21 protein-coding genes are annotated in these 19,408 nt (G+C 58.7%); 11 read left to right on the forward strand and 10 right to left on the reverse strand.

Annotated features, from left to right (window positions below; genetic code table 11):
* Positions 1-77 precede the first annotated feature (77 nt).
* The 3 genes from CD175_RS22225 (at position 78) to CD175_RS22235 (ending at position 2,591) form a co-directional block, all read left to right on the forward strand.
* A complete protein-coding gene (locus tag CD175_RS22225; protein ID WP_104450463.1) occupies positions 78-1,457 on the forward strand; it encodes a sodium:solute symporter family protein in 1,380 nt (459 codons plus the stop codon).
* An 86-nt stretch (positions 1,458-1,543) separates the two neighbouring features.
* On the forward strand, positions 1,544-2,269 hold the full coding sequence (locus CD175_RS22230; protein WP_104450464.1) for an MBL fold metallo-hydrolase: 726 nt from the start codon (positions 1,544-1,546) through the stop codon (positions 2,267-2,269).
* Positions 2,270-2,339: 70 nt separating this feature from the next.
* A complete protein-coding gene (locus CD175_RS22235; protein WP_104450465.1) occupies positions 2,340-2,591 on the forward strand; it encodes a phosphopantetheine-containing protein in 252 nt (83 codons plus the stop codon).
* Between the two features lie 219 nt (positions 2,592-2,810).
* Here the strand turns inward: CD175_RS22235 and CD175_RS31925 are convergent, their stop codons facing one another.
* Together CD175_RS31925 and ptrR are read right to left on the reverse strand one after the other, a co-directional pair.
* Positions 2,811-2,939 (reverse strand): PA1414 family protein, encoded by a 129-nt coding sequence (locus CD175_RS31925; RefSeq protein ID WP_007972508.1) that lies wholly within the window; start codon positions 2,937-2,939, stop codon positions 2,811-2,813.
* A 135-nt stretch (positions 2,940-3,074) separates the two neighbouring features.
* Positions 3,075-3,968, reverse strand: a complete 894-nt coding sequence (gene ptrR, locus CD175_RS22245; RefSeq protein WP_104450467.1) for a putrescine utilization regulator PtrR — start codon at positions 3,966-3,968, stop codon at positions 3,075-3,077.
* A gap of 104 nt (positions 3,969-4,072) precedes the next feature.
* On the opposite strand from ptrR, the gene CD175_RS22250 reads away from it, so the two are divergent.
* Positions 4,073-5,254, forward strand: a complete 1,182-nt coding sequence (locus tag CD175_RS22250; RefSeq protein WP_104450468.1) for an MFS transporter — start codon at positions 4,073-4,075, stop codon at positions 5,252-5,254.
* Here the strand turns inward: CD175_RS22250 and CD175_RS22255 are convergent.
* On the reverse strand, positions 5,199-6,131 hold the full coding sequence (locus CD175_RS22255) for a DMT family transporter (protein ID WP_104450469.1): 933 nt from the start codon (positions 6,129-6,131) through the stop codon (positions 5,199-5,201). The two genes, CD175_RS22250 and CD175_RS22255, sit on opposite strands and share 56 nt — an antisense overlap.
* A gap of 179 nt (positions 6,132-6,310) precedes the next feature.
* Positions 6,311-7,147: a CvfB family protein gene (locus tag CD175_RS22260; RefSeq protein ID WP_007972500.1), complete on the reverse strand. Its 837-nt coding sequence runs from the start codon at positions 7,145-7,147 to the stop codon at positions 6,311-6,313.
* Positions 7,148-7,497: 350 nt separating this feature from the next.
* Here CD175_RS22260 and CD175_RS22265 point away from each other — a divergent pair, with 350 nt between their 5' ends.
* The 3 genes from CD175_RS22265 to CD175_RS22275 all read left to right on the forward strand — a co-directional run bounded on the left by CD175_RS22265 (position 7,498) and on the right by CD175_RS22275 (position 9,560).
* Entirely contained in the window at positions 7,498-7,686 is a 189-nt protein-coding gene (locus CD175_RS22265; protein WP_015096330.1) for a PFL_1563 family small protein, read from the forward strand.
* 204 nt (positions 7,687-7,890) lie between these two features.
* Complete coding sequence (locus CD175_RS22270) at positions 7,891-8,613, forward strand: TorF family putative porin (protein ID WP_104450470.1); 723 nt, start codon at positions 7,891-7,893, stop codon at positions 8,611-8,613.
* A 77-nt stretch (positions 8,614-8,690) separates the two neighbouring features.
* Positions 8,691-9,560, forward strand: a complete 870-nt coding sequence (locus tag CD175_RS22275; RefSeq protein WP_104450471.1) for a DUF6279 family lipoprotein — start codon at positions 8,691-8,693, stop codon at positions 9,558-9,560.
* Positions 9,561-9,681: 121 nt separating this feature from the next.
* Here CD175_RS22275 and CD175_RS22280 read toward each other — a convergent pair whose 3' ends face one another.
* Positions 9,682-10,074, reverse strand: a complete 393-nt coding sequence (locus CD175_RS22280) for a transcriptional regulator (RefSeq protein WP_104450472.1) — start codon at positions 10,072-10,074, stop codon at positions 9,682-9,684.
* Between the two features lie 194 nt (positions 10,075-10,268).
* Between CD175_RS22280 and CD175_RS22285 the strand changes: the two genes are divergently transcribed.
* Positions 10,269-11,003, forward strand: coding sequence for a DUF899 domain-containing protein (locus CD175_RS22285; RefSeq protein WP_104450473.1), 735 nt, complete (start codon positions 10,269-10,271; stop codon positions 11,001-11,003).
* A 194-nt stretch (positions 11,004-11,197) separates the two neighbouring features.
* Entirely contained in the window at positions 11,198-11,476 is a 279-nt protein-coding gene (locus tag CD175_RS22290; protein ID WP_104450474.1) for a hypothetical protein, read from the forward strand.
* 63 nt (positions 11,477-11,539) lie between these two features.
* Here CD175_RS22290 and CD175_RS22295 read toward each other — a convergent pair whose 3' ends face one another.
* A complete protein-coding gene (locus tag CD175_RS22295) occupies positions 11,540-12,880 on the reverse strand; it encodes a DEAD/DEAH box helicase (protein ID WP_007972492.1) in 1,341 nt (446 codons plus the stop codon).
* 192 nt (positions 12,881-13,072) lie between these two features.
* Here CD175_RS22295 and CD175_RS22300 point away from each other — a divergent pair, with 192 nt between their 5' ends.
* Positions 13,073-14,371 (forward strand): mechanosensitive ion channel family protein, encoded by a 1,299-nt coding sequence (locus CD175_RS22300; protein WP_104450475.1) that lies wholly within the window; start codon positions 13,073-13,075, stop codon positions 14,369-14,371.
* A gap of 33 nt (positions 14,372-14,404) precedes the next feature.
* On the opposite strand, the gene CD175_RS22305 is transcribed toward CD175_RS22300, so the two are convergent.
* The 4 genes from CD175_RS22305 to CD175_RS22320 form a co-directional block, all read right to left on the reverse strand.
* Complete coding sequence (locus tag CD175_RS22305) at positions 14,405-15,880, reverse strand: S41 family peptidase (RefSeq protein WP_104450476.1); 1,476 nt, start codon at positions 15,878-15,880, stop codon at positions 14,405-14,407.
* A gap of 188 nt (positions 15,881-16,068) precedes the next feature.
* Entirely contained in the window at positions 16,069-16,935 is an 867-nt protein-coding gene (locus CD175_RS22310; protein ID WP_104450477.1) for a carboxylate/amino acid/amine transporter, read from the reverse strand.
* A gap of 345 nt (positions 16,936-17,280) precedes the next feature.
* Positions 17,281-17,880: an FMN-dependent NADH-azoreductase gene (locus tag CD175_RS22315; protein ID WP_104450478.1), complete on the reverse strand. Its 600-nt coding sequence runs from the start codon at positions 17,878-17,880 to the stop codon at positions 17,281-17,283.
* 229 nt (positions 17,881-18,109) lie between these two features.
* Positions 18,110-18,424 carry a hypothetical protein gene (locus CD175_RS22320; protein WP_007972481.1) on the reverse strand — a complete coding sequence of 105 codons (315 nt, stop codon included), beginning with the start codon at positions 18,422-18,424 and terminating at the stop codon, positions 18,110-18,112.
* Between the two features lie 49 nt (positions 18,425-18,473).
* On the opposite strand from CD175_RS22320, the gene CD175_RS22325 reads away from it, so the two are divergent.
* A complete protein-coding gene (locus CD175_RS22325; RefSeq protein WP_007972479.1) occupies positions 18,474-19,397 on the forward strand; it encodes a PA3225 family LysR-type transcriptional regulator in 924 nt (307 codons plus the stop codon).
* Positions 19,398-19,408: the final 11 nt, after the last annotated feature.

A 19,408-nucleotide genomic window follows, 5' to 3' on the forward strand; every position in this document is an offset into this window, starting at 1 on the left:
AGGCTCGCTCCCACAGAAAGCAGCCCCACAGAAACGCCTTTGTTTCACATAAAAAAGACAATCGGAGACACGCCATAATGGCTTTGGATTTATTCGTTGTACTCATCTACGCTGCCGCGATGCTGCTGCTCGGCTATTACGGCATGCGCAAGGCCAAGACCAACGAAGACTTTTTGGTCGCCGGTCGTAACCTCGGCCCAAGCCTTTACATGGGCACCATGGCTGCCACCGTTCTGGGCGGCGCGTCCACCGTGGGCACCGTGCGTCTGGGCTACGTGCATGGCATCTCCGGCTTCTGGCTGTGTGCCGCGCTGGGTTGCGGGATCGTGGCGCTGAACCTGTTCCTCGCCAAACCGCTGCTGAAACTGAAGATCTACACCGTTACCCAGGTGCTGGAAAAACGCTACAACCCGATGGCCCGCTCCGCGAGCGCGGTGATCATGCTGGCCTACGCGCTGATGATCGGCGTGACCTCGATCCTGGCGATCGGCACCGTTCTGCAAGTGTTGTTCGGCCTGCCGTTCTGGATCTCGGTACTGCTTGGCGGTGGCGTCGTGGTGATCTACTCGGCCATTGGCGGCATGTGGTCCCTGACCCTGACCGATATCGTCCAGTTCGTGATCAAGACTGTGGGCCTGATGTTCATCCTGCTGCCAATCTGCATGTACCGCGTCGGCGGCTGGGATGAGCTGGTAATGAAACTGCCGGCGGCGAGCTTCAGCTTCACCACCATCGGCTGGGACACCATCATCACCTACTTCATGATCTACTTCTTCGGCATCCTGATCGGTCAGGACATCTGGCAACGGGTGTTCACCCTCAAGACCGCCAAAGTGGCTCAGGTTGCCGGTACCGCTGCCGGTATCTACTGCATTCTCTACGGTCTGGCCTGCGCCCTGATCGGCATGGCTGCACACGTACTGATCCCGGATCTGGACAACGTCAACAACGCCTTCGCCGCCATCGTAAAACTGTCCCTGCCGGACGGTATCCGTGGCCTGGTGATCGCTGCCGCACTGGCCGCCATGATGTCCACCGCCAGCGCCGGCCTGCTGGCCGCTGCCACCACCCTGACCGAAGACCTGCTGCCGAAACTGCGTGGCGGCAAACAGTCGAGCCTGGGCCTCAACCGTCTGGTCACCATGCTGACCGGTATTGTGGTGCTGGGTATCGCCCTGGTGGTGAACGACGTGATCAGCGCCTTGACCCTGGCCTACAACCTGTTGGTAGGCGGCATGCTGATCCCGCTGATGGGCGCGATCTTCTGGAAACGCGCCACCACCGCCGGCGCCATCGCCAGCATGGGTATGGGCTTCGCCACCGCGCTGCTGTTCATGTTCAAGGACGGTCTGGATGCCAACACCCCGATTTACTACAGCCTCGGTGTAGGCCTGGTGAGCTTCGTGCTGGTCAGCCTGTTGTCCCGTCGCCCGGCTGTGGTGGCGAGCGCCGCCTAAGCTGAAACATAACGACTCGATGCTTTCTTCGACGGGTGTGGCGTCGGTTGCCACACTCGTTTTTTTTCGTCTGAAGGAAACTGCTTATGAAGATCGTCAGCCGCGATCAGTGGTTCGAAGTCAAACATCTCAGCGACGGCATCCGCTTGATTCACGAGCCGTACATCCGGCCTTTCTACCGCTGCAACCTCTGGCACATCCAGGGTCGTGACAAGGACCTGCTGCTGGACAGCGGCTCGGGCCTGGTCAGCCTGCGCGAGCAACTGCCATGGATCACCGAGCGGCCGCTGGTGGCCGTGGCCAGCCACTGCCATTTCGATCACATCGCCGGTCATCACGAATTCGCCGAGCGCCTGGTGCATCCGGCCGAGGCGGACATTCTGGCCGCGCCGGATGGCGACAACGACTTGAGCAAAGCCTTTGTCGGCGACGACATGTTCGAGGCGCACCCCGATTGCCCGCTGTGCTACGCCGAGTACCGGGTCAAGGCCGCGCCGGCCACGGGGTTTATCGAAGATGGAGATGTACTGGACCTGGGCAACCGCGTGTTGCAGGTCGTGCACACACCGGGGCACTCACCGGGTGGCATCTGCCTGTACGAAGCCGCCACAGAGACCTTGTTCAGCGGCGACATCATCTACGACGGGCCGCTGATCGAAGACGCCTACCATTCCAACCTCGAGGACTACGCACGCAGCCTGCAACGCCTGCATGCGCTGCCGATCCGCACGGTGCATGGCGGGCATTTCGGCAGTTTTTCCGGAGAGCATTTGCGCCGCATGATTGACGAATGGCAACGCTCACACGGCTAAAGCCTGCTGTACTCAACGGCAGGAACTGCATCGGCAGGGAGAACTGCACCCACCTCCTCGAAGAACGATCATGAAAGAAGCCGCCCTTCGTGCTGTCGTACATCGCTACATCAGCCGCCTGCTGGAAGGCCGGGATGACTTCGACGACAACGCCAGCCTGGCGCAGTTGGGATTGGACAAAAAAGATATCGAAGATCTGATCTTCCATCTGGAAGATGAACTGGGTGTCACGGCGTTTACCGTGGAAGAAGACCGGATGCTCAAGACCGCCAGGACAGCGAATGATTTGAGCCGGTTCTTGCTGGAGATCGGGCGGCATTGAGGCTGAGTTGCGAGCATTGCACTTTGTGGCGAGGGAGCTTGCTCCCGCCGACCGATCCGCGTCCGGGCGCAGCAGTCGAAAAACTGTAATCAAGTGATGATGCCTGATGCAGCTCAGTGGTATTTGGGGCCGCTTCGCAGCCCAGCGGGAGCAAGCTCCCTCGCCACAGTAAGCCCCCTTGCCACAGAAAGCCCTTCATCAGTCAGGTAGCAGCAGCCATTACCGGCGTCGTTGCTGGCGCCGACGTTGCTCGTCGTCAGTACGAACAGGCACGGGTTGCAGAGGCGGTTCGATCAAGCCGAGCGCCACGCCCAGGTCATGCAGCCAGTTTTGGATTTTCTCTTTCATGGTGCCCCCTTCAGGGTAGTGCCGAGCGGCCAAAATTCTGTAGCCCCTTCGCACTGATAATAGTCCGAAGTCCTACGCAATGCTCGTGCAAAGTCGCAATGATCTGTTACTGAATCCATCACAATCAGCCGGCGTTCAGGCAATTTCCCGCGCCTGCACCGGTGTCGACGGAAAAACCGCCTGTTGCTGCTCGATCCAGGCATTCAGGTTGGCCCCGACCATGCCCTTGCGCCACATCAGCCAGGTGGTCGCGCTGGCAAACGGTTCGGCCAACGGGTGCACGGCCACACTCTCGCGGCCCGGCAGGCTGGCGAGCATCGATTCCGACATCAGCGCCACACCGGAACCGGCAATCACACACGCAAGCATTCCCGGATAGGACTCGATCTCCATCGCCCGGCCCATCGCCGCATGGTCATGGGCGAACCAGGCCTCCAGGCGCATGCGGTAGGAGCAGCCCTGGCGAAAGGTGAACACCGCCCGACCTTCCACATCCAGCGCGTTGCGCACGGGCGGATGATCGGCCTCGCTGATCAGCACCAGACGCTCGTCGCACAAGGGCACACCGTCGAGCCCGGCCAGTTCCATAGGCCCATCCACCAGCGCCGCATCGAGTCGACCGGTGAGCAGGCCTTCGAGCAATTCACCGCTGGGACCGGATTGCACTTGCAGGTTCACCGCCGGATACAAGCGGTGATAGCGCGCCAATAGCCCCGGAAGGTGAATAGCGGCCGTGCTGTACATGGTGCCGAGCACGAAGTCGCCCGCCGGCTGCCCGCCCTGCACGGCCGCGCTGGCTTCGTCGCGCAGCGCAAACAGCTTGGCGGTGTAGTCCAGCAGGACTTTTCCCGCAGGCGACAGCTGCAAGCGCTGACGCTCGCGCAGGAACAGTTCTACACCCAGTTGCTCTTCCAGCTGTTTGAGCCGGGTCGACAGGTTCGACGGCACTCGATGCAGCCGTTCGGCGGCCCGGGTGATGGACCCTTCCTCTGCCACCGCCTGGAAGATGCGCAATTGGCTGAACTCCACGATATTCTCCAAAAAAGAACAAGTTACTCACTATTATTCATTTTTAAAGAAAGTCAATCAGCCCTAGCCTGACGGTCATCGATCCTCTGAACGGTATCCAGACCATGTCGCCCCTGATTCGCTTATCCGCCAGTTTCGTTGCCCTGATGATGGCCATGGGCATCGGCCGTTTTGCCCTGACGCCGCAACTGCCACATCTGCTCAGCGAAGGTCAGATCGACCTGACCGCCGCCGGGCTGATTGCCGCCGCCAACTACCTCGGTTATTTCATCGGCGCGGTGGACGCCATGTTTTCCCGGCGTCCCGCGCAAGTGCGCCGGCGCTTGCTGGGCGGGTTGTGGCTCTGCGTGGTGCTGACCCTGGCGTCGTTCTGGGCCAACGGGTTCTGGTCGCACCTGCTGCTGCGCTTCGGCACCGGTGTGGCCAGCGCCTGGGTGTTGGTGATGATCACCGCACTGAGCCAGCCGCTCGCGGCGGCGGCCGGTCGTCCCCGGCTCGGCGCTCTGGTCTTCGCCGGACCGGGCCTGGGGATTTTTCTCACAGGTTTGTTGGCCCTGGGCTCAAATCTGCTGGGCCAGACTTCCGCCACCTTGTGGCTGGTGTACGCCGCTGCAGGGCTGGCGATGCTGCTGGGAATTCTGCCGTTCCTGCCGCAAGCGAGCGCAACCGCGACCGCTGCGCCCGGCGCAAGCGCACCGGGCACTCAAGGCATCGCTCGCCTGGGCTTGATCTACGGCTTGTACGGGTTGGGCTACATCATCCCGGCGACCTTCCTGTCGCAAATGGCCAATGCGCAATTCCAGGGTCAATGGCAGGCCGACCTGTTCTGGCCGTGCTTCGGACTTGCGGCGGCTACGGGTGTGTTGCTGGTGAGTCTGCGTCGCCATAAAGCGGGCGCAACGCGGCGCTGGTTGATGGCAACGTTATGGCTGCAAGCTGCGGGCGTGTTTGCCTGCCTGCTGGCCAACGGTCCGGGGCTGGCATTGGGTGTGATCCTGTGTGGCACGCCGTTCCTGGCCTGCATGCAACTGGTGATCCAGCGTTCCCGGGAACTGGCTCCCCATGCCACCCAACGCAATGCCGGCCTGCTGACGGCCTGTTTTGCCGTGGGTCAGCTCAGCGGGCCATTGCTGGCGGCGCTCAGCAGTCATTTCAGTGGCGGCTTGCAGCCGGCACTAGTGGTCGCTGGCTGCGGCTTGCTGATCGCCGGCGGTCTGTTGCTCGCACCGGTCAGTGCTGCCCCAGAGCCTTGCGCAAACGACGGCGCAGCCACTGCTCAGCGCTGACAAAGGTGATGCCCGCCAACACCAGCACGGCGCCGAGGATGAAGTTCAGGCTCAGGTGCTCGCCCAACAGCACGACACCAAAGGTGACGCCAAACAACGGCGTCATGAACGAAAACACCGCGAGGTTCGCCGCCAGGTAACGGCGCAACAGCCAGAACCAGACCAGGTAACTGAAGAACGACACGACCACGCCCTGAAACAGCACACTGGTGACCGCCACGGTGGTCAGGCTGACATGGGTGATCTGGCCGCTGAGCAGCGCGATCAACAGCAAACCGAAGAAACCGACAATCAATTGATAGAACAGCGTCAGGGTCACCGGCGCTTCCGACAGACGCGAGGCGCGCACCACTACCGTGGTCGCGCCCCAGGCGGCCCCCGCCAGCACCCCCAAGGCATCGCCCATCAACATGCGGTAATCAAGGTTGTCCCAGGACACCCCGCCGGCAAACGCGATGGCAATCCCGATAAAGGCCAGGACAATCCCCAGCCATTGCAGGGGTCGCAAACGCTCACTGGGCAATAACCAGTGCACACCCAATGCCGTGAAGATCGGCGCGGTGTAGAGGAACACCGACATGTGCGCCGCCGTGGTCAGTTGCAGGCCTTCGGAAATGAAGAAGAACTCCAGGCCGAACAAGGCACCGGCCAGCAGACCGCCGCGCCAGGTCGTACTCACCTGGTTCCAGCCGCCCTTCCAGCAGATCAGCAGCCCGACCAGCAACGCCGACATGCCGGAACGCCCGGCCGCCTGCATCACCGGCGCAATATCAGCCGCCGCCCACTTGATCATCACCTGCTGAACGCCCCAGATCAGGCACAACCCGACCATCACTTGCAGGGCAAACCCGTCGGTACTGCGCCGGGTGGCGCTCACCGGAACACCTCGAAGACACAATCCATGGCAAAGACTCGGCAGTAAAAGCAAAACCCCGGCTGTCGATTATCAACCAGAGGGCCGGTAATAACCCTGTAGGAGCTGCCGAAGGCTGCGATCTTTTGATCCTTAAAATCAAGATCGCAGCCTTCGGCAGCTCCTACAGGGGCAGAGTGGGATCAACTCAGATCAATGCGATCGGCATGAATGACAATCTGGCCATTCTTGTACAGCGCGCCAATGGCCTTCTTGAAGTTGCCCTTGCTGACACCGAACAGACTGCTGATCAACGCCGGATCGCTCTTGTCGCTCACGGCCAGGGTGCCGTTGTTTTCACGCAACTTGGCGAGGATCTTCGAGTTCAGGCTGGTGGCCGCTTCCTGGCCGACCGGCTGCAGGCTCAGGCTGATCTTGCCGTCGGCGCGAACTTCCTTGATGAAACCCTTTTCTTCTTTACCGGCGCGCATGAACTTGAAGATTTCGTTCTTGTGGATCAGGCCCCAATGCTTGTTGTTGATAATGGCCTTGAAACCCATGTCCGTGGCTTCGGCCACCAGCAAGTCCACTTCCTGGCCAGCCGTGTAGTTGGCCGGGGTCTTGTCCAGGTAGCGGTCCAGGCGCGCGGTCGCGGTGATGCGGCGGGTATGCTTGTCGAGGTAGACGTGTACCACCACATACTCGCCCGCCGTCATCTGACGCTTCTCTTCGGAGAACGGCAGCAACAGGTCCTTGGGCAAGCCCCAGTCCAGGAATACGCCGATGCTGTTGACTTCAACAACTTTCAAACTGGCGAATTCACCCACTTGAACTTTTGGTTTTTCAGTAGTGGCGATGAGTTTGTCATCGCTGTCCAGATATATAAAAACGTTGAGCCAGTCTTCATCTTCGCTAGGAATATCTTTTGGAATATAACGATTGGGCAGAAGGATTTCGCCATCCGCGCCACCGTCCAGATATAAACCGAAGTTAGTGTGTTTAACCACTTGCAAACTGTTGTAACGCCCGACTAAAGCCATGTCCAATACCCTCATTGCGTGGGCGGCATTCTACCCGGTTTTAAGCGCCGCGTTCGGCCCCCGGCCCGGTGGCGCGAGAAAATCCTTTGAAGGCCTTGATTTTCACGGGCTTTCATCGCATGCCTGGCCGCTCGTCAGACCGATCCGGGCATTTACGCCATGCCCAGACAAGCGTAACTCGGCATTTTTCAAGGCATGTTCTTATTTAAAACAGCGGCTTAGACGTATATTTCGAATATTGTCCGAGGACTGATTACCCCGACCTCACGATTATTGCGAGGGGATATTTGCCAAGCAATTATCAGGTAATTCCTGTACGATGCCTGGCCAAGTTAATTTTCTACAGGTTAATGGCCGCCATGCGCGTAAAAGCATCCACCAGCAAAGCAAAGCCAGCTCCAGCCGTTGAAACCAGCGAGTCGATCAACAGCCAGATCGCAGCGTTTCTCAAATCCGGCGGTGAAATCCAGCAAATTGCCAAAGGCGTCAGCGGCCAGACGTTCGGCCCGTCCAAGCAGATCACCCTGGGCAAAAAGTAACCCCCTCGCGTCACCTGGTCCCAAAGCGCTTTGAGTCTCGAAGCGCTTGGACTGGAACCCTCGTCACTACCTCCGCCCCCTTAAAATCCATCGAAATCGACGAACGGCCTTCGCTGCCGATCATTCGCCGGTATCCTTGCACGCGTCTGGATCAAGCGTTTCAGCGGGCTCGCCAGCCTGCCCTCGCTGTTCATGGAGTGACGCATGTTCAAATCTTCCTGTTTATCGGCATTGCTCGGCGGTCTGTTGGTTTGCTCCGCAGCACACGCACAAATCTTTCAGCGTGAACTGGGTGGCTTCGACCTCAAGCTCGGCACCACCCCCACCCGCAGCATGGCCCAGGGCCTGGTCAAACCTTCGGCCGTTGGCTCGTTCCACGGAGGCCTGGACCTGAGCCACGACAGCGGTTTCTATGTGGGCCAATGGTCGCCCAGCATGGGCATCAGCCCGGGGAAAAACCTCGAGATCGACTCCTACGCGGGCTTTAAACAACCCTTCGACCAAACCCTCGGCTACGAAGTGGGCCTGATCCGCTACAGCTACCCCGAAGTCACCACCCCTGATAGCCAGGAACTGTTCGGCGGCCTGACCTTGCTCGGCAGCCGTTTCGGCATCGCCTTCAGCAATGACCCGGACAAACAGAACAACACGCTGTTCGCTGACTTGAGCGGCAATCAACCGTTCGGTGTCGGCATCAGCCTGAAATACACCACCCACCAATTCAATACGCCAGTGGCGGTGGATGGCGGGTATGTGGGCAGCTTTACCGATTGGTCGCTGAAATTGTCCCGCCCGTTCATGAGCATCGACCTCGACCTGATCTACAGTGACTCCAGCCTGAGCGGCAGCGGTTGCTCGGCCTATGCCGGGCACAACAGCCAATGCGACGGGCTGGTGACGCTCAAGGCCGAACACGCATTCTATTGATCGGCTGAACTGCCGGGCCCCTCATGGGTTCACAAGAGAATCAGACCCCGAAGACTGGCTTTCGCAAGGATTCGCCCATGTCCCGCTGGTTCAAACATATCGCCGTTGTGTTGACCGTTGCCCTCGCCCTCGGCGCGTGCAGCCGCGTGGGCCTGGCCTACCGCAATCTCGATGTGATCATCCCGTGGACGCTCAGCGACTACCTGGACATGAACGGCGAGCAGAAAAGCTGGCTGGACGAACGCCTGAAGGAACACCTGAGCTGGCACTGCACCACCCAACTGCCCGGCTACCTCGACTGGCTGGACCGCTTGCAAACCATGATCGCGACCAACCAGGTCACCGATGCCGCCTTGCAGGCCCGCGCCCACGAAGCCGAACAGGCGATCACCGAAACCGCGCGGGAAATCACCCCGTCGGCCATCGAGTTGCTGCAAGGGCTGGATGACAAGCAAGTCGCCGATATGAATGAAGCCTTCGCCAAGGACCGGCGCAAGCGCCAGGAGGAATACCTCAAGCCCACCCTCGACCAGCAGATCAAGGAGCGCAGCGCGCGAATGGAGAAACGCCTGAACGACTGGCTCGGCCCACTGAGCAACACCCAGCACCAGCGGGTCATCACATGGTCCAGCGCCTTGGGTGATCAGAATACGCAATGGCTGGCCAATCGTGTCCATTGGCAGAAACAGTTCAGCGCGGCCGTTGCGCAACGCAACAGTCCGCAATTCCCACAAAGAATCGAGACACTTCTGATCAATCGCGAGAGCTTGTGGACACCCGCCTATCGTCAGGCCTTTGCCAACACCGAGGCCCAGGCACGTTCGCTGTTCGTGGATCTCATGGCTGCCAGCACACCGAGCCAGCGTGAGCGATTACTGAAGAAAATCGAGGGTGTGAGAAAGGACTTCAGTGATCTGAAGTGCCTGAAAGCGGCGAAACAAGGCTAAGCACAAAACAATCCCATGTGGGAGCGAGCCTGCTCGCGATAACGGTCTCGCATTCAAAACCAATCTTGAATGTGATGGCCTCATCGCGAGCAAGCTCGCTCCCACAGGGTATACGCGTACATCAGGCAATCTGCGCCTTCGACGCCACCTGATCAAACGTCATCTCATCCAGCGCATCTTCCTGCTCATCGAGCACCTGCCGCGGGTGATCATTACCGGGAATACTGCTGTCGAGCAGGCTCAATAAACGCGAACCCCGCGCCGTCAGAATGTAATTGGCACCCGTACCACCTTCGTCCTCCGGTCGCGGCTCGATATAGCCACGCGCCAGCAGTAGTTTTTCGTAATCGCCAGCCACCGTTTTCAAGTGATCAAGATTTTCAATCGACTCGCCTTCCGCAGCCTTCTGCGCCGCATGCTGTTCGGCGTAAGGCCGCGGCGTGAAGTTGTGGCCCGCGCTGTTTTGCGCTTCATGCAGCAAGCGCTCAATCAAGTCCCAGTTGTAAGTCGTCATCCTGATTCAACCTCCGGTGTCCGTTCGATGGATGCCCGTGCAGTTGAACGGGCCTTACAGGTTGTGACCGGTACGCCCGACAGCCGTTCAGACGGCCTTTCGCTGGCGACCGACCGGCGGTATGTCGAAACCCACCCAAGCCAAACGACTAGGCTGTGTACGTCACCTCCCAGCCCCACGCAGGAGAAAACAACATGAACATCCAGAATCACCCCGTCGTGTCGCGGGAAGAATGGCTCGCCGCCCGCAAACAACACCTGATCCACGAGAAAGCCTTCACCCGGGAACGGGACAAACTCAGCGCCGAACGCCGCGCCCTGCCCTGGGTGAAAATCGACAAGGACTACCATTTCCAGGGGCCCAATGGCGAACTGAAACTGGCTGACCTGTTCGGCGGCCGCAGTCAGTTGGTCATCTACCACTTCATGTTCGCCGAGGGCTGGGACGAGGGCTGCCCCGGTTGCTCGTACCTCAGCGATCACATCGACGGCGCCAACCAGCACCTGGCCCACCACGACATTGCCGTGGTGGCGGTTTCCCACGCACCCTTCGCTGAATTCCAGGCGTTCAAGCGGCGCATGGGCTGGAAGTTCGACTGGGTGTCGTCGGCAGGATGCGACTTCAACTACGACTTTGGCGTCTGTGCCCGGGCCGAAGAGGTCGCCGCAGGAAAGGCTACGTACAACTACGAAAAAACCGACGGCGCCGAGGAAGAACTCCCCGGACTCAGCGTGTTTTATCGCAATGAAGCCGGTGAAATATTCCACACCTACTCCACCTATGCCCGGGGGCTGGACATGCTGGTCGGCGCCTACAACTACCTCGACCTGACGCCCAAGGGCCGCAACGAGGAGGAGATCATGGAGTGGGTGCGCCATCATGACAAATATGAGGAACAGGCGAAGTCGAGTTGCTGCCATGGTGGTTAGCCCCAGGCACCGAGGCGCGGCCTTCGCGGGCAAGCCCGCTCCCACAGTTTTCCGTGTTGTTCACAAAGTCTGTGGGAGCGGGCTTGCCCGCGAAGAGGCCCTGACAACCAACGCAAATATCACAGACTGAACTTTCCCCAGGGGCCAGCGCTCAACCGGATAACCCGCCTTGACCGAAGCTGAGGCCCTTGCCCATGAAACCACTGCTGAAGAAGCTCACTCTCGCCGCTGCCCTCGCTTGTGCCCTGCCCGCCTGGGCCTGTACTCCGGAGGAAGCCACCGCCAAACGCGAACAACTGGCCCAGGAAGTGGCCAAGCTCACTGAGCAGAACCCGACCAAGGCCAAAGAGATCAATGACGAGTTGCAAAAAATGGATCTGGGCACTGCCTCCAAAGACTTGCCGGACAAGTGCCAGTTGATCGACCAGCGCTTGAAGGAGCTGGGCTCTGCCGAGAAAAAAACCGAAGGCTGATAAACGCCAGGTATAAAAAAACCCGGACACTGTCCGGGTTTTTCCTGGGTCGCTTACAGTGACTTACTCAGCCGCTGGCGCTTCCGGCTTGCGGCGCTTGAGCGGCGCCATGCCGTCCTTACTGACCAGGGAATCGCTCTTCGGCCGGTTGGCGCTCTTGCGCTTGGTCGGGGTCTTGGCGGCAGTTTTCTTCTTGTCGCCCTTGGCGTCGGTCTTTTTCTTCTTCACGCCGACAGCCTTGCCCGAGGCCTTGACCTTCTTCGGTCCGCCGTAGGTGCCTTTGACTTCCTTGATGGTGCGGCGCTCGAAGCTCTGCTTGAGGTAGCGCTCGATGCTCGACATCAGGTTCCAGTCGCCGTGGCAGATCAGCGAGATGGCCAGGCCATCGTTACCGGCGCGGCCGGTACGACCGATACGGTGCACGTACTCGTCGCCACTGCGCGGCATGTCGAAGTTGATCACCAGATCCAGGCCGTCCACGTCCAGGCCACGAGCGGCGACGTCGGTGGCCACGAGGATTTTCACGCCGCCCTGCTTCAGGCGGTCGATCGCCAGTTTGCGATCCTTCTGGTCTTTCTCGCCGTGCAGCACGAACGCTTTGTATTCCTGCGCCACCAGGCGGCCGTAGATACGGTCGGCCATGGCCCGGGTGTTGGTGAAGACGATAGCCTTCTGGTACGTCTCGTTGGCCAACAGCCAGTTGACGATCTGTTCTTTGTGCTGATTGTGGTCAGCGGTAATGATTTGCTGGCGGGTGGTGTCGTTCAGCTGGCTGACCGCATTGAGCTGCAGGTGCTCCGGGTTGTTCAGGACCTTGGCGATCATCTCGCGCAAGCCCGAACCACCGGTGGTGGCGGAGAACAGCATGGTCTGCTGACGGTTGGTGCATTCGTCCACCAGACGCTGCACGTCTTCGGCAAAGCCCATGTCGAGCATGCGGTCGGCTTCGTCGAGCACCAGGACTTCAACTTCTTTCAAATCGAGGTTGCCGGCGTTCAGTTGCTCGATCATCCGGCCCGGCGTACCGATCAGGATGTCCGGCACCTTGCGCAGCATCGCGGCCTGGACCTTGAAGTCTTCGCCGCCGGTGATCAGGCCGGACTTGATGAAGGTGAACTGCGAGAAGCGTTCAACTTCCTTCAGCGTCTGCTGGGCCAGTTCGCGGGTCGGCAGCAGGATCAGGGTCTTGATGCTGACACGGATTTTCGCCGGGCCGATCAGACGGTTGAGGATCGGCAAAACGAATGCAGCGGTTTTGCCGCTACCGGTTTGCGCCGTCACCCGCAGGTCACGCCCCTGGAGCGCGAGCGGAATGGCCGCGGCTTGCACAGGCGTTGGCTCGACAAATTTCAGCTCGGCCACGGCTTTGAGCAGGCGTTCGTGCAGGGCGAATTGGGAAAACACGGGTGCTACCTCGAAGAAATGCAAAAAAACAGCTGCATAGGGTAACGGTTTCGAGCGCTCAGGCCGAGTTTCTTTGTGCAAATGGCGGTAAACAGTTGGTTTTTTGTTGCCTTGTTTTTCCCAAAACGCAATACAAAGCGTCTTAAATGCTCTAATCGCCCCTCGCGCCCTACAGAAGAATCGTTTTTAACCATGGATATCAAACAGCTCTGGATCAACGTCCTGGACCTTTGGGGAGCCCTCGACCAGCACCCGCTCGTACATTCCAGCCTGGCGCTGCTGCTGTTGCTGGCCATTGCGCTGTTCCTCGGACGGGTGGCGCGCTACCTCATACTGCACGCAACAAAAATGCTCGGTCGCCAGCCGGCCTTGCACTGGATCAATGATTTTCTGCAGAACAAGGTGTTCCATCGCCTGGCGCAGATCACGCCTTCGCTGGTGATCCAGTTCGGTCTCAATCTGGTGCCGAACCTGAGCAAGACCAGTCTGAATTTCCTCGGCAACGTCGCGCTGTCCTTCACCTTCCTGTTTCTGCTGCTGGCGGTCAGCGCCCTGCTCAATGCCCTGCTGGACATCTACGCCCGCACCGAGCACGCCCGTACCCGCTCGATCAAGGGCTATGTGCAACTGGCGAAAATGGTGTTGTACGTGTTTGGCGCGATCATCATCGTCGCGACCTTGATCGACCGCTCACCGCTGTTGTTGCTCTCGGGCCTGGGCGCCATGTCGGCGGTGATTCTGTTGGTCTACAAGGACACGCTGCTGTCGTTCGTCGCCAGCGTGCAATTGACCAGTAACGACATGCTGCGGGTCGGTGACTGGATCGAAATGCCCCAGGTGGGCGCCGACGGCGATGTGGTGGACATCACCTTGCACACGGTCAAGGTGCAGAACTTCGACAAGACCATCGTCTCGATTCCAACCTGGCGCCTGATGTCCGAATCGTTCAAGAACTGGCGCGGCATGCAGGCTTCCGGTGGCCGCCGGATCAAGCGCAGCCTGTTCATCGATGCCAGTGGCGTGCGCTTCCTGCACGACGACGAGGAGCAGAAGCTGTCCCAGGTGCACTTGCTCACCGACTACATGAGCCGCAAGCAGGCCGAACTCAAGGCCTGGAACGAGGCCCAGGGCAACGTCGCGGCCATGTCGGCCAACCGCCGGCGGATGACCAACATCGGCACTTTGCGCGCCTATGCGCTGGCCTACCTGAAGAGTCATCCGGGGATCCAGCCGAACATGACCTGCATGGTCCGCCAGATGCAGACCACCGCCCAGGGCATTCCACTGGAAATCTACTGCTTTACCCGCACCACGGCGTGGGCCGACTACGAGCGGATCCAGGGGGATATTTTCGACTACCTGCTGGCGGTGCTGCCGGAGTTCGGGTTGAGCCTGTATCAGCAGCCGAGCGGGACGGATTTACGCGCCGGCTTGCTGCCGGCGGTCCTCGGCGCAAGCCATATTCCCGAGCAGGAAAAACACCTCATGTAACCCCCCGACGCTTGAGGAAGGATGCCGATCCGATCACAAGGTATCAAGAACCCACTTTTGAACGGCCGCCGTATCGTTTATATCGCCATCGAAAACAAACTGGGGATCATAACTTTGGTTATTTCCTCGCGCTCGGCCTCTCCATACCTTTAGCGGTAGCCAGAACTGGGCACCACTCGGCAGCGTTTGAGCGCCTATATCAATATAAAGAGTATCGGCGCTCGTTGGTAACCCCAAATGGACAACCCCCGGAACAGCAAGAACGACGTCCGCAAAGTCGAGACAGGCACTCGCGCAAAATGAGTCAGTAACCAGTGCAAGTTTACCTTTAAAACCTTGGGCATTGACGCTTCTCGCCCCTTCTTGATCGACCGAGGAAGTGCTCGGTTGGCGCAACCAGTCTTTCTTCCCGTGAAGTGCAACCTCCATCGACTTGGTTAAACTAAAAACAAACTTATAAGCTTCACTGTTTTTTCCATAGTCACTGTCCATGGTGGTGAGAGCTCTATTGAGCGTCGAGAGTGCAAAAGGAGAAACCCGCCACATCGCATATGCACGAGATGACTCATCCAGGCTTTTTACCAACTGCGAGCCTAACAGAGCAGACAATATTTCAGCCCCCACTAAACTGTTACCGCCGCGATTGCCTCGTGTATCAAGCACAACCAGGTTGGCATCATTGAGACGCTTGACGACGTCCAGCATTTTATCGAGGGAGGCATTTTCGGCTGCTGAAGGCATGAAGTTGGATACATGTATCCAATATCGCCCGCCTCTCAGATTCTTGAGCGTTTGGGGTGGTTGAGGTTGGTGCAGGAAAGCCTCCAATTGCCCGGAATCTTCTTGCCATAACAACGTAAAGTTTTGTCTTACTCCATTTGGGAGAGCAACCAAACAGCTTTTTGACAAGTCCCTCGCCAGTACGGGATAGCTTGCATCATCGACAGTTAACTTCTGAGCCAAGTGCAACCAAGTTGATTGCAGACTAAGTCTACGATCAACATATGGAGATATTTCACTTTCCAGTTTTTCGCGAACCGACTTGTTATCACACGATATAACCTCGGAATCCATCGGTGGTAGCGGAACAGGCCAATTTTTAGCGACGTGCTTTACAACGAAACGCTGACCTCGCATATCCAAAATGAAACCTGCCCAGGAAGAACTCCCTTTATCAGGTTGACTCTGCCCTACGTGTCCATCCTTGAAGCCCGCAATGTAAAAATTAAGAACGGCTTGAGAGTCTTTCCTTGAATTGACACGCCTCGCCAGCTGACTAGCTTCCAGATAACCCCGTTCGACCCAGTCTGCAAAAGACTCATTTTTGCTGTCTATAGCACCCGGATGAGAATTAACTATCAGTTGCCGAATGACAGAAAGATCATTGACAGTTAGACCCACCCAATCTTTTACTTGCGCTTCATCAGCCAACAAAAAAGACGGCGACACAACAAAAAAAAGCATTAAGCATAAGCGCTTAAGGAGAAGCACACTGGCATTACAAGTCATTTAAAATACCAGTCAAGCCGCCCCACAGGCAGTCAACCAAAACTGCTTTTGTGTTCGCAGAATTCATGCAGCTATTCCTTTAGTTCGGTTGTCCATGGCTAACCAGCAAATGTCTGCCTGCTGGTCCCTCCGCCCCATCTGCGATCCATTGATCTTCAATTTCAAAAGATCGCAGCCTGCGGCAGCTCCTACGCAGGTTGTGCGTCCTTGCTGGTGCCCAACCGACTGATCCACACCGCCAGCAAAATCACCGAACCACCGAGCAACAACCGCCCCAGTTCTTCATGCTGGTTCCAGATCAGCAGATTGATCAGCAAGCCCACGGGCACATGCAGGTTGTTCATCACTGCCAGGGTCCCGCCATTCACCATGCACGCGCCCTTGTTCCACCAATACAAACCCAGCGCAGTGGAGACCAGGCCGAGGAACAGCAGCACGCCCCATTGCAAAGGCGCTTCGGGCAGGAAGTTCTGTTTGCCGAACATTAGAAACGCCGGCAACGCCACCGCCAGTGCGCCGAGGTAGAAGTAGCCGAAGCGTCGGTAATGCGGCAGATCGCTCGGATGGCGGGCGACCAGGTGTTTATAGAGCACCTGCCCCGCGGCATAGGTGAAGTTGGCCAGTTGCAGCAACAGGAACCCCATGAAGAAATCCGGGTTGATCCGGTCAAAGCGAATCACCGCCGCCCCCGCCACCGCCACCAGCGCCGCGACCAGGGCCCAGGGGTTGAAGCGACGATTCAGTGCATCTTCGATCAGGGTCACGTGCAGCGGCGTGAGGATAGTGAACAGCAGCACTTCCGGCACCGTCAGTACGCGAAAGCTCAAGTACAGGCAGACGTAGGTCACGCCGAACTGCAAGGCGCCGATCAGCAGCATGCCGCGCATGAACGCCGGCTCCACCGAGCGCCAGCGGGTCAGTGGAATGAACACCAGGCCGGCCAGAAGCACACGCACCAGCACTGCGAAGTAACTGTCGACATGACCGGCCAGGTATTCGCCGATCAAACTGAAGGAAAACGCCTGGATCAGCGTGACAAAAAGTAGATAGCCCATGCTCGCCTCGTTTCGAATGGCGGCGACGATAGCGGGTTTTGCTACTGATCGCGAACCCCCAAACAATACAAAAATCCATTGTGGGAGCGAGCTTGCTCGCGATAGCGGTGGATCAGTCAACATCATTGTCGACTGACACTCAGTCATCGCGAGCAAGCTCGCTCCCACAGGTTTTTTAGGTGCTTGTTAAATCCCGGGCAAAAAAAAGCCCGATCTCGCTAAAGCGTTCAATCGGGCCAGAGCACTCAGGAGCAACAAGTGCGAAGGGAGGTTCGATGCGCATACAGGCTTGAAGGGTTGCGCCAGGTCACTAGACCACCCAGCGATTATCTGGCGATTAACGTGTCACGCCACTTGAGCAAGCCTGGCGTTCGCCTGGTTCAGGCCTTTCTCCTGGAAGTCACCGCCCAGGTTCATACCTTCGGCGTGGATGAACGTCACGTCGTGGATGCCGATGAAGCCCATGACCTGACGCAGGTACGGTTCCTGGTGATCGGCGGTGCTGCCGGCATAGATGCCGCCCCGAGCCGTCAACACATAGGCGCGCTTGCCTGTGAGGAGGCCTTGCGGACCGGTTTCGGTGTACTTGAAGGTCACGCCGGCACGCAGCACGTGGTCGAGCCAGGCTTTCAGGGTGCTGGGGATCGCAAAGTTGTACATGGGCGCAGCCATGACCAGTACATCGGCGGCGAGCAATTCATCGGTCAACTGGTTGGAGCGTTCCAGGGACGCCTGTTCGATGTCGCTGCGCTGCTCGGCAGGTTTCATCCAGCCACCCAGCAGGTTGATATCCAGGTGCGGCACCGGATTGACGGCCAGGTCCCGGACAGTGATCTGGTCATTCGGGTGAGCGGCTTTCCACTGGCTGATGAAGGTCTGGGTCAGTTGACGGGAAACCGAGTCTTGCTGACGGGCACTGCTTTCGATGATCAGAACGCGGGACATGGGATGTAGCCTCCATCTGAGAATGCTGTAGGTCGATGGAGTGAAGGTTAAACAGAGTCATATCGATGAAAAAGCGTAAATAACTGCTATAACCCATCAATAAATTCGTTTATAAGCAAAGCTGCCCCTGTGGGAGCGAGCCTGCTCGCGAATAGGCTGTGTCAGTCGACATCAACATTGAATGACATACCGCCTTCGCGAGCAGGCTCGCTCCCACAGGAGATCGAGATCACTTCGGGGTGCAGCTCAGCTCGATGCGCAGCTTGATGATGTTGCGGCTGAATTTGGCGGTGGCATTTTTGTGCTTGCCGGCCGGTACGTCGATCTTGCGGGTACGCGGTGCTTCCGGGCCATTGATGAAGACGGCCTTGCAGCTTGCATCGACATCGCCGTAGTTGGCCACCTGGATGGAGCCGATGTCGCTATCCGTGTCGTAGGTCTGGTAATCGATCTTCATGCCGTTGAGATCTTTCTTCACATCGATCGGGTAAGCCATCGCCGTCAACGGCAGCAGCGCCAGCAGCACACAACAGATTTTTTTCATTCAGCAGCCTCCAGTAAGGGTTGCCAGCTTAGGACAAGAGGAGCTCAACATGAAAGCGCCCCGCGTGACCCTTGATCAATGGCGAACGCTGCAAGCCGTGGTCGATCACGGTGGTTTCGCCCAGGCCGCCGAGGCGCTACATCGCTCGCAATCATCGGTCAGCTACACCGTGGCACGCATGCAGGATCAACTCGGCGTTCCGCTGCTGCGCATTGACGGACGCAAAGCCGTGCTGACCGAAGCCGGCGGCGTGCTGTTGCGCCGCTCCCGGCAACTGGTGAAACAGGCCAGCCAACTCGAAGACCTGGCCCATCACATGGAACAGGGCTGGGAAGCCGAAGTGCGCCTGGTGGTCGATGCCGCTTACCCAAGCGCCCGCCTCGTCCGCGCCTTGACCGCGTTCATGCCGCAAAGCCGTGGCTGCCGGGTGCGCCTGCGTGAGGAAGTGCTGTCGGGCGTGGAGGAAGTCCTGCTCGAAGGCGTGGCCGACCTGGCCATCACGGGCTTCAGTATTCCCGGTTACCTGGGCGCGGAATTGAGCGACGTCGAATTCGTTGCGGTCGCCCACCCCGAGCATCCCCTGCACCGCCTCAACCGCGAACTGAGCTTCCAGGACCTGGAAAGCCAGATGCAAGTGGTGATCCGCGACTCGGGCCGCCAGCAACCACGGGACGTCGGCTGGCTCGGGGCCGAACAACGCTGGACCGTCGGTAGCCTGGCCACCGCCGCGACCTTCGTCAGCAGTGGCCTGGGTTTTGCTTGGTTGCCCCGGCACCTGATCGAACGGGAACTCAAGGAAGGTACGCTCAAGCTGCTACCGTTGGATCAGGGCGGTAGCCGCAACCCGAGCTTTTACCTGTATTCGAACAAGGACAAACCGCTGGGACCGGCCACACAGATTCTCATCGAACTGCTGCGCACCTTTGACACCGCACCACTGGACGCCCCGTTCGCCGCCCCCGAACAAGCCTGACACGGAGTGTA

This window comes from Pseudomonas laurylsulfatiphila, from assembly GCF_002934665.1.
Classification (GTDB): Bacteria; Pseudomonadota; Gammaproteobacteria; order Pseudomonadales; family Pseudomonadaceae; genus Aquipseudomonas; species Aquipseudomonas laurylsulfatiphila.

What these genes read in the sequence shown, in the direction of transcription:
- CD175_RS22225 (WP_104450463.1), top strand. Translation starts at nt 78, where the DNA reads ATGGCTTTGGATTTATTCGTTGTACTCATCTACGCTGCCGCGATGCTG.
- CD175_RS22260 (WP_007972500.1), bottom strand. Translation starts at nt 7,147, where the DNA reads ATGGCTTTAGTCGGGCGTTACAACAGTTTGCAAGTGGTTAAACACACT.
- CD175_RS22230 (WP_104450464.1), top strand. Translation starts at nt 1,544, where the DNA reads ATGAAGATCGTCAGCCGCGATCAGTGGTTCGAAGTCAAACATCTCAGC.
- CD175_RS22280 (WP_104450472.1), bottom strand. Translation starts at nt 10,074, where the DNA reads ATGACGACTTACAACTGGGACTTGATTGAGCGCTTGCTGCATGAAGCG.
- CD175_RS22300 (WP_104450475.1), top strand. Translation starts at nt 13,073, where the DNA reads ATGGATATCAAACAGCTCTGGATCAACGTCCTGGACCTTTGGGGAGCC.
- CD175_RS22270 (WP_104450470.1), top strand. Translation starts at nt 7,891, where the DNA reads ATGTTCAAATCTTCCTGTTTATCGGCATTGCTCGGCGGTCTGTTGGTT.
- CD175_RS31925 (WP_007972508.1), bottom strand. Translation starts at nt 2,939, where the DNA reads ATGAAAGAGAAAATCCAAAACTGGCTGCATGACCTGGGCGTGGCGCTC.
- CD175_RS22275 (WP_104450471.1), top strand. Translation starts at nt 8,691, where the DNA reads ATGTCCCGCTGGTTCAAACATATCGCCGTTGTGTTGACCGTTGCCCTC.
- CD175_RS22250 (WP_104450468.1), top strand. Translation starts at nt 4,073, where the DNA reads ATGTCGCCCCTGATTCGCTTATCCGCCAGTTTCGTTGCCCTGATGATG.
- CD175_RS22235 (WP_104450465.1), top strand. Translation starts at nt 2,340, where the DNA reads ATGAAAGAAGCCGCCCTTCGTGCTGTCGTACATCGCTACATCAGCCGC.
- CD175_RS22315 (WP_104450478.1), bottom strand. Translation starts at nt 17,880, where the DNA reads ATGTCCCGCGTTCTGATCATCGAAAGCAGTGCCCGTCAGCAAGACTCG.
- CD175_RS22310 (WP_104450477.1), bottom strand. Translation starts at nt 16,935, where the DNA reads ATGGGCTATCTACTTTTTGTCACGCTGATCCAGGCGTTTTCCTTCAGT.
- CD175_RS22305 (WP_104450476.1), bottom strand. Translation starts at nt 15,880, where the DNA reads ATGACTTGTAATGCCAGTGTGCTTCTCCTTAAGCGCTTATGCTTAATG.
- CD175_RS22325 (WP_007972479.1), top strand. Translation starts at nt 18,474, where the DNA reads ATGAAAGCGCCCCGCGTGACCCTTGATCAATGGCGAACGCTGCAAGCC.
- CD175_RS22320 (WP_007972481.1), bottom strand. Translation starts at nt 18,424, where the DNA reads ATGAAAAAAATCTGTTGTGTGCTGCTGGCGCTGCTGCCGTTGACGGCG.
- CD175_RS22285 (WP_104450473.1), top strand. Translation starts at nt 10,269, where the DNA reads ATGAACATCCAGAATCACCCCGTCGTGTCGCGGGAAGAATGGCTCGCC.
- CD175_RS22290 (WP_104450474.1), top strand. Translation starts at nt 11,198, where the DNA reads ATGAAACCACTGCTGAAGAAGCTCACTCTCGCCGCTGCCCTCGCTTGT.
- CD175_RS22265 (WP_015096330.1), top strand. Translation starts at nt 7,498, where the DNA reads ATGGCCGCCATGCGCGTAAAAGCATCCACCAGCAAAGCAAAGCCAGCT.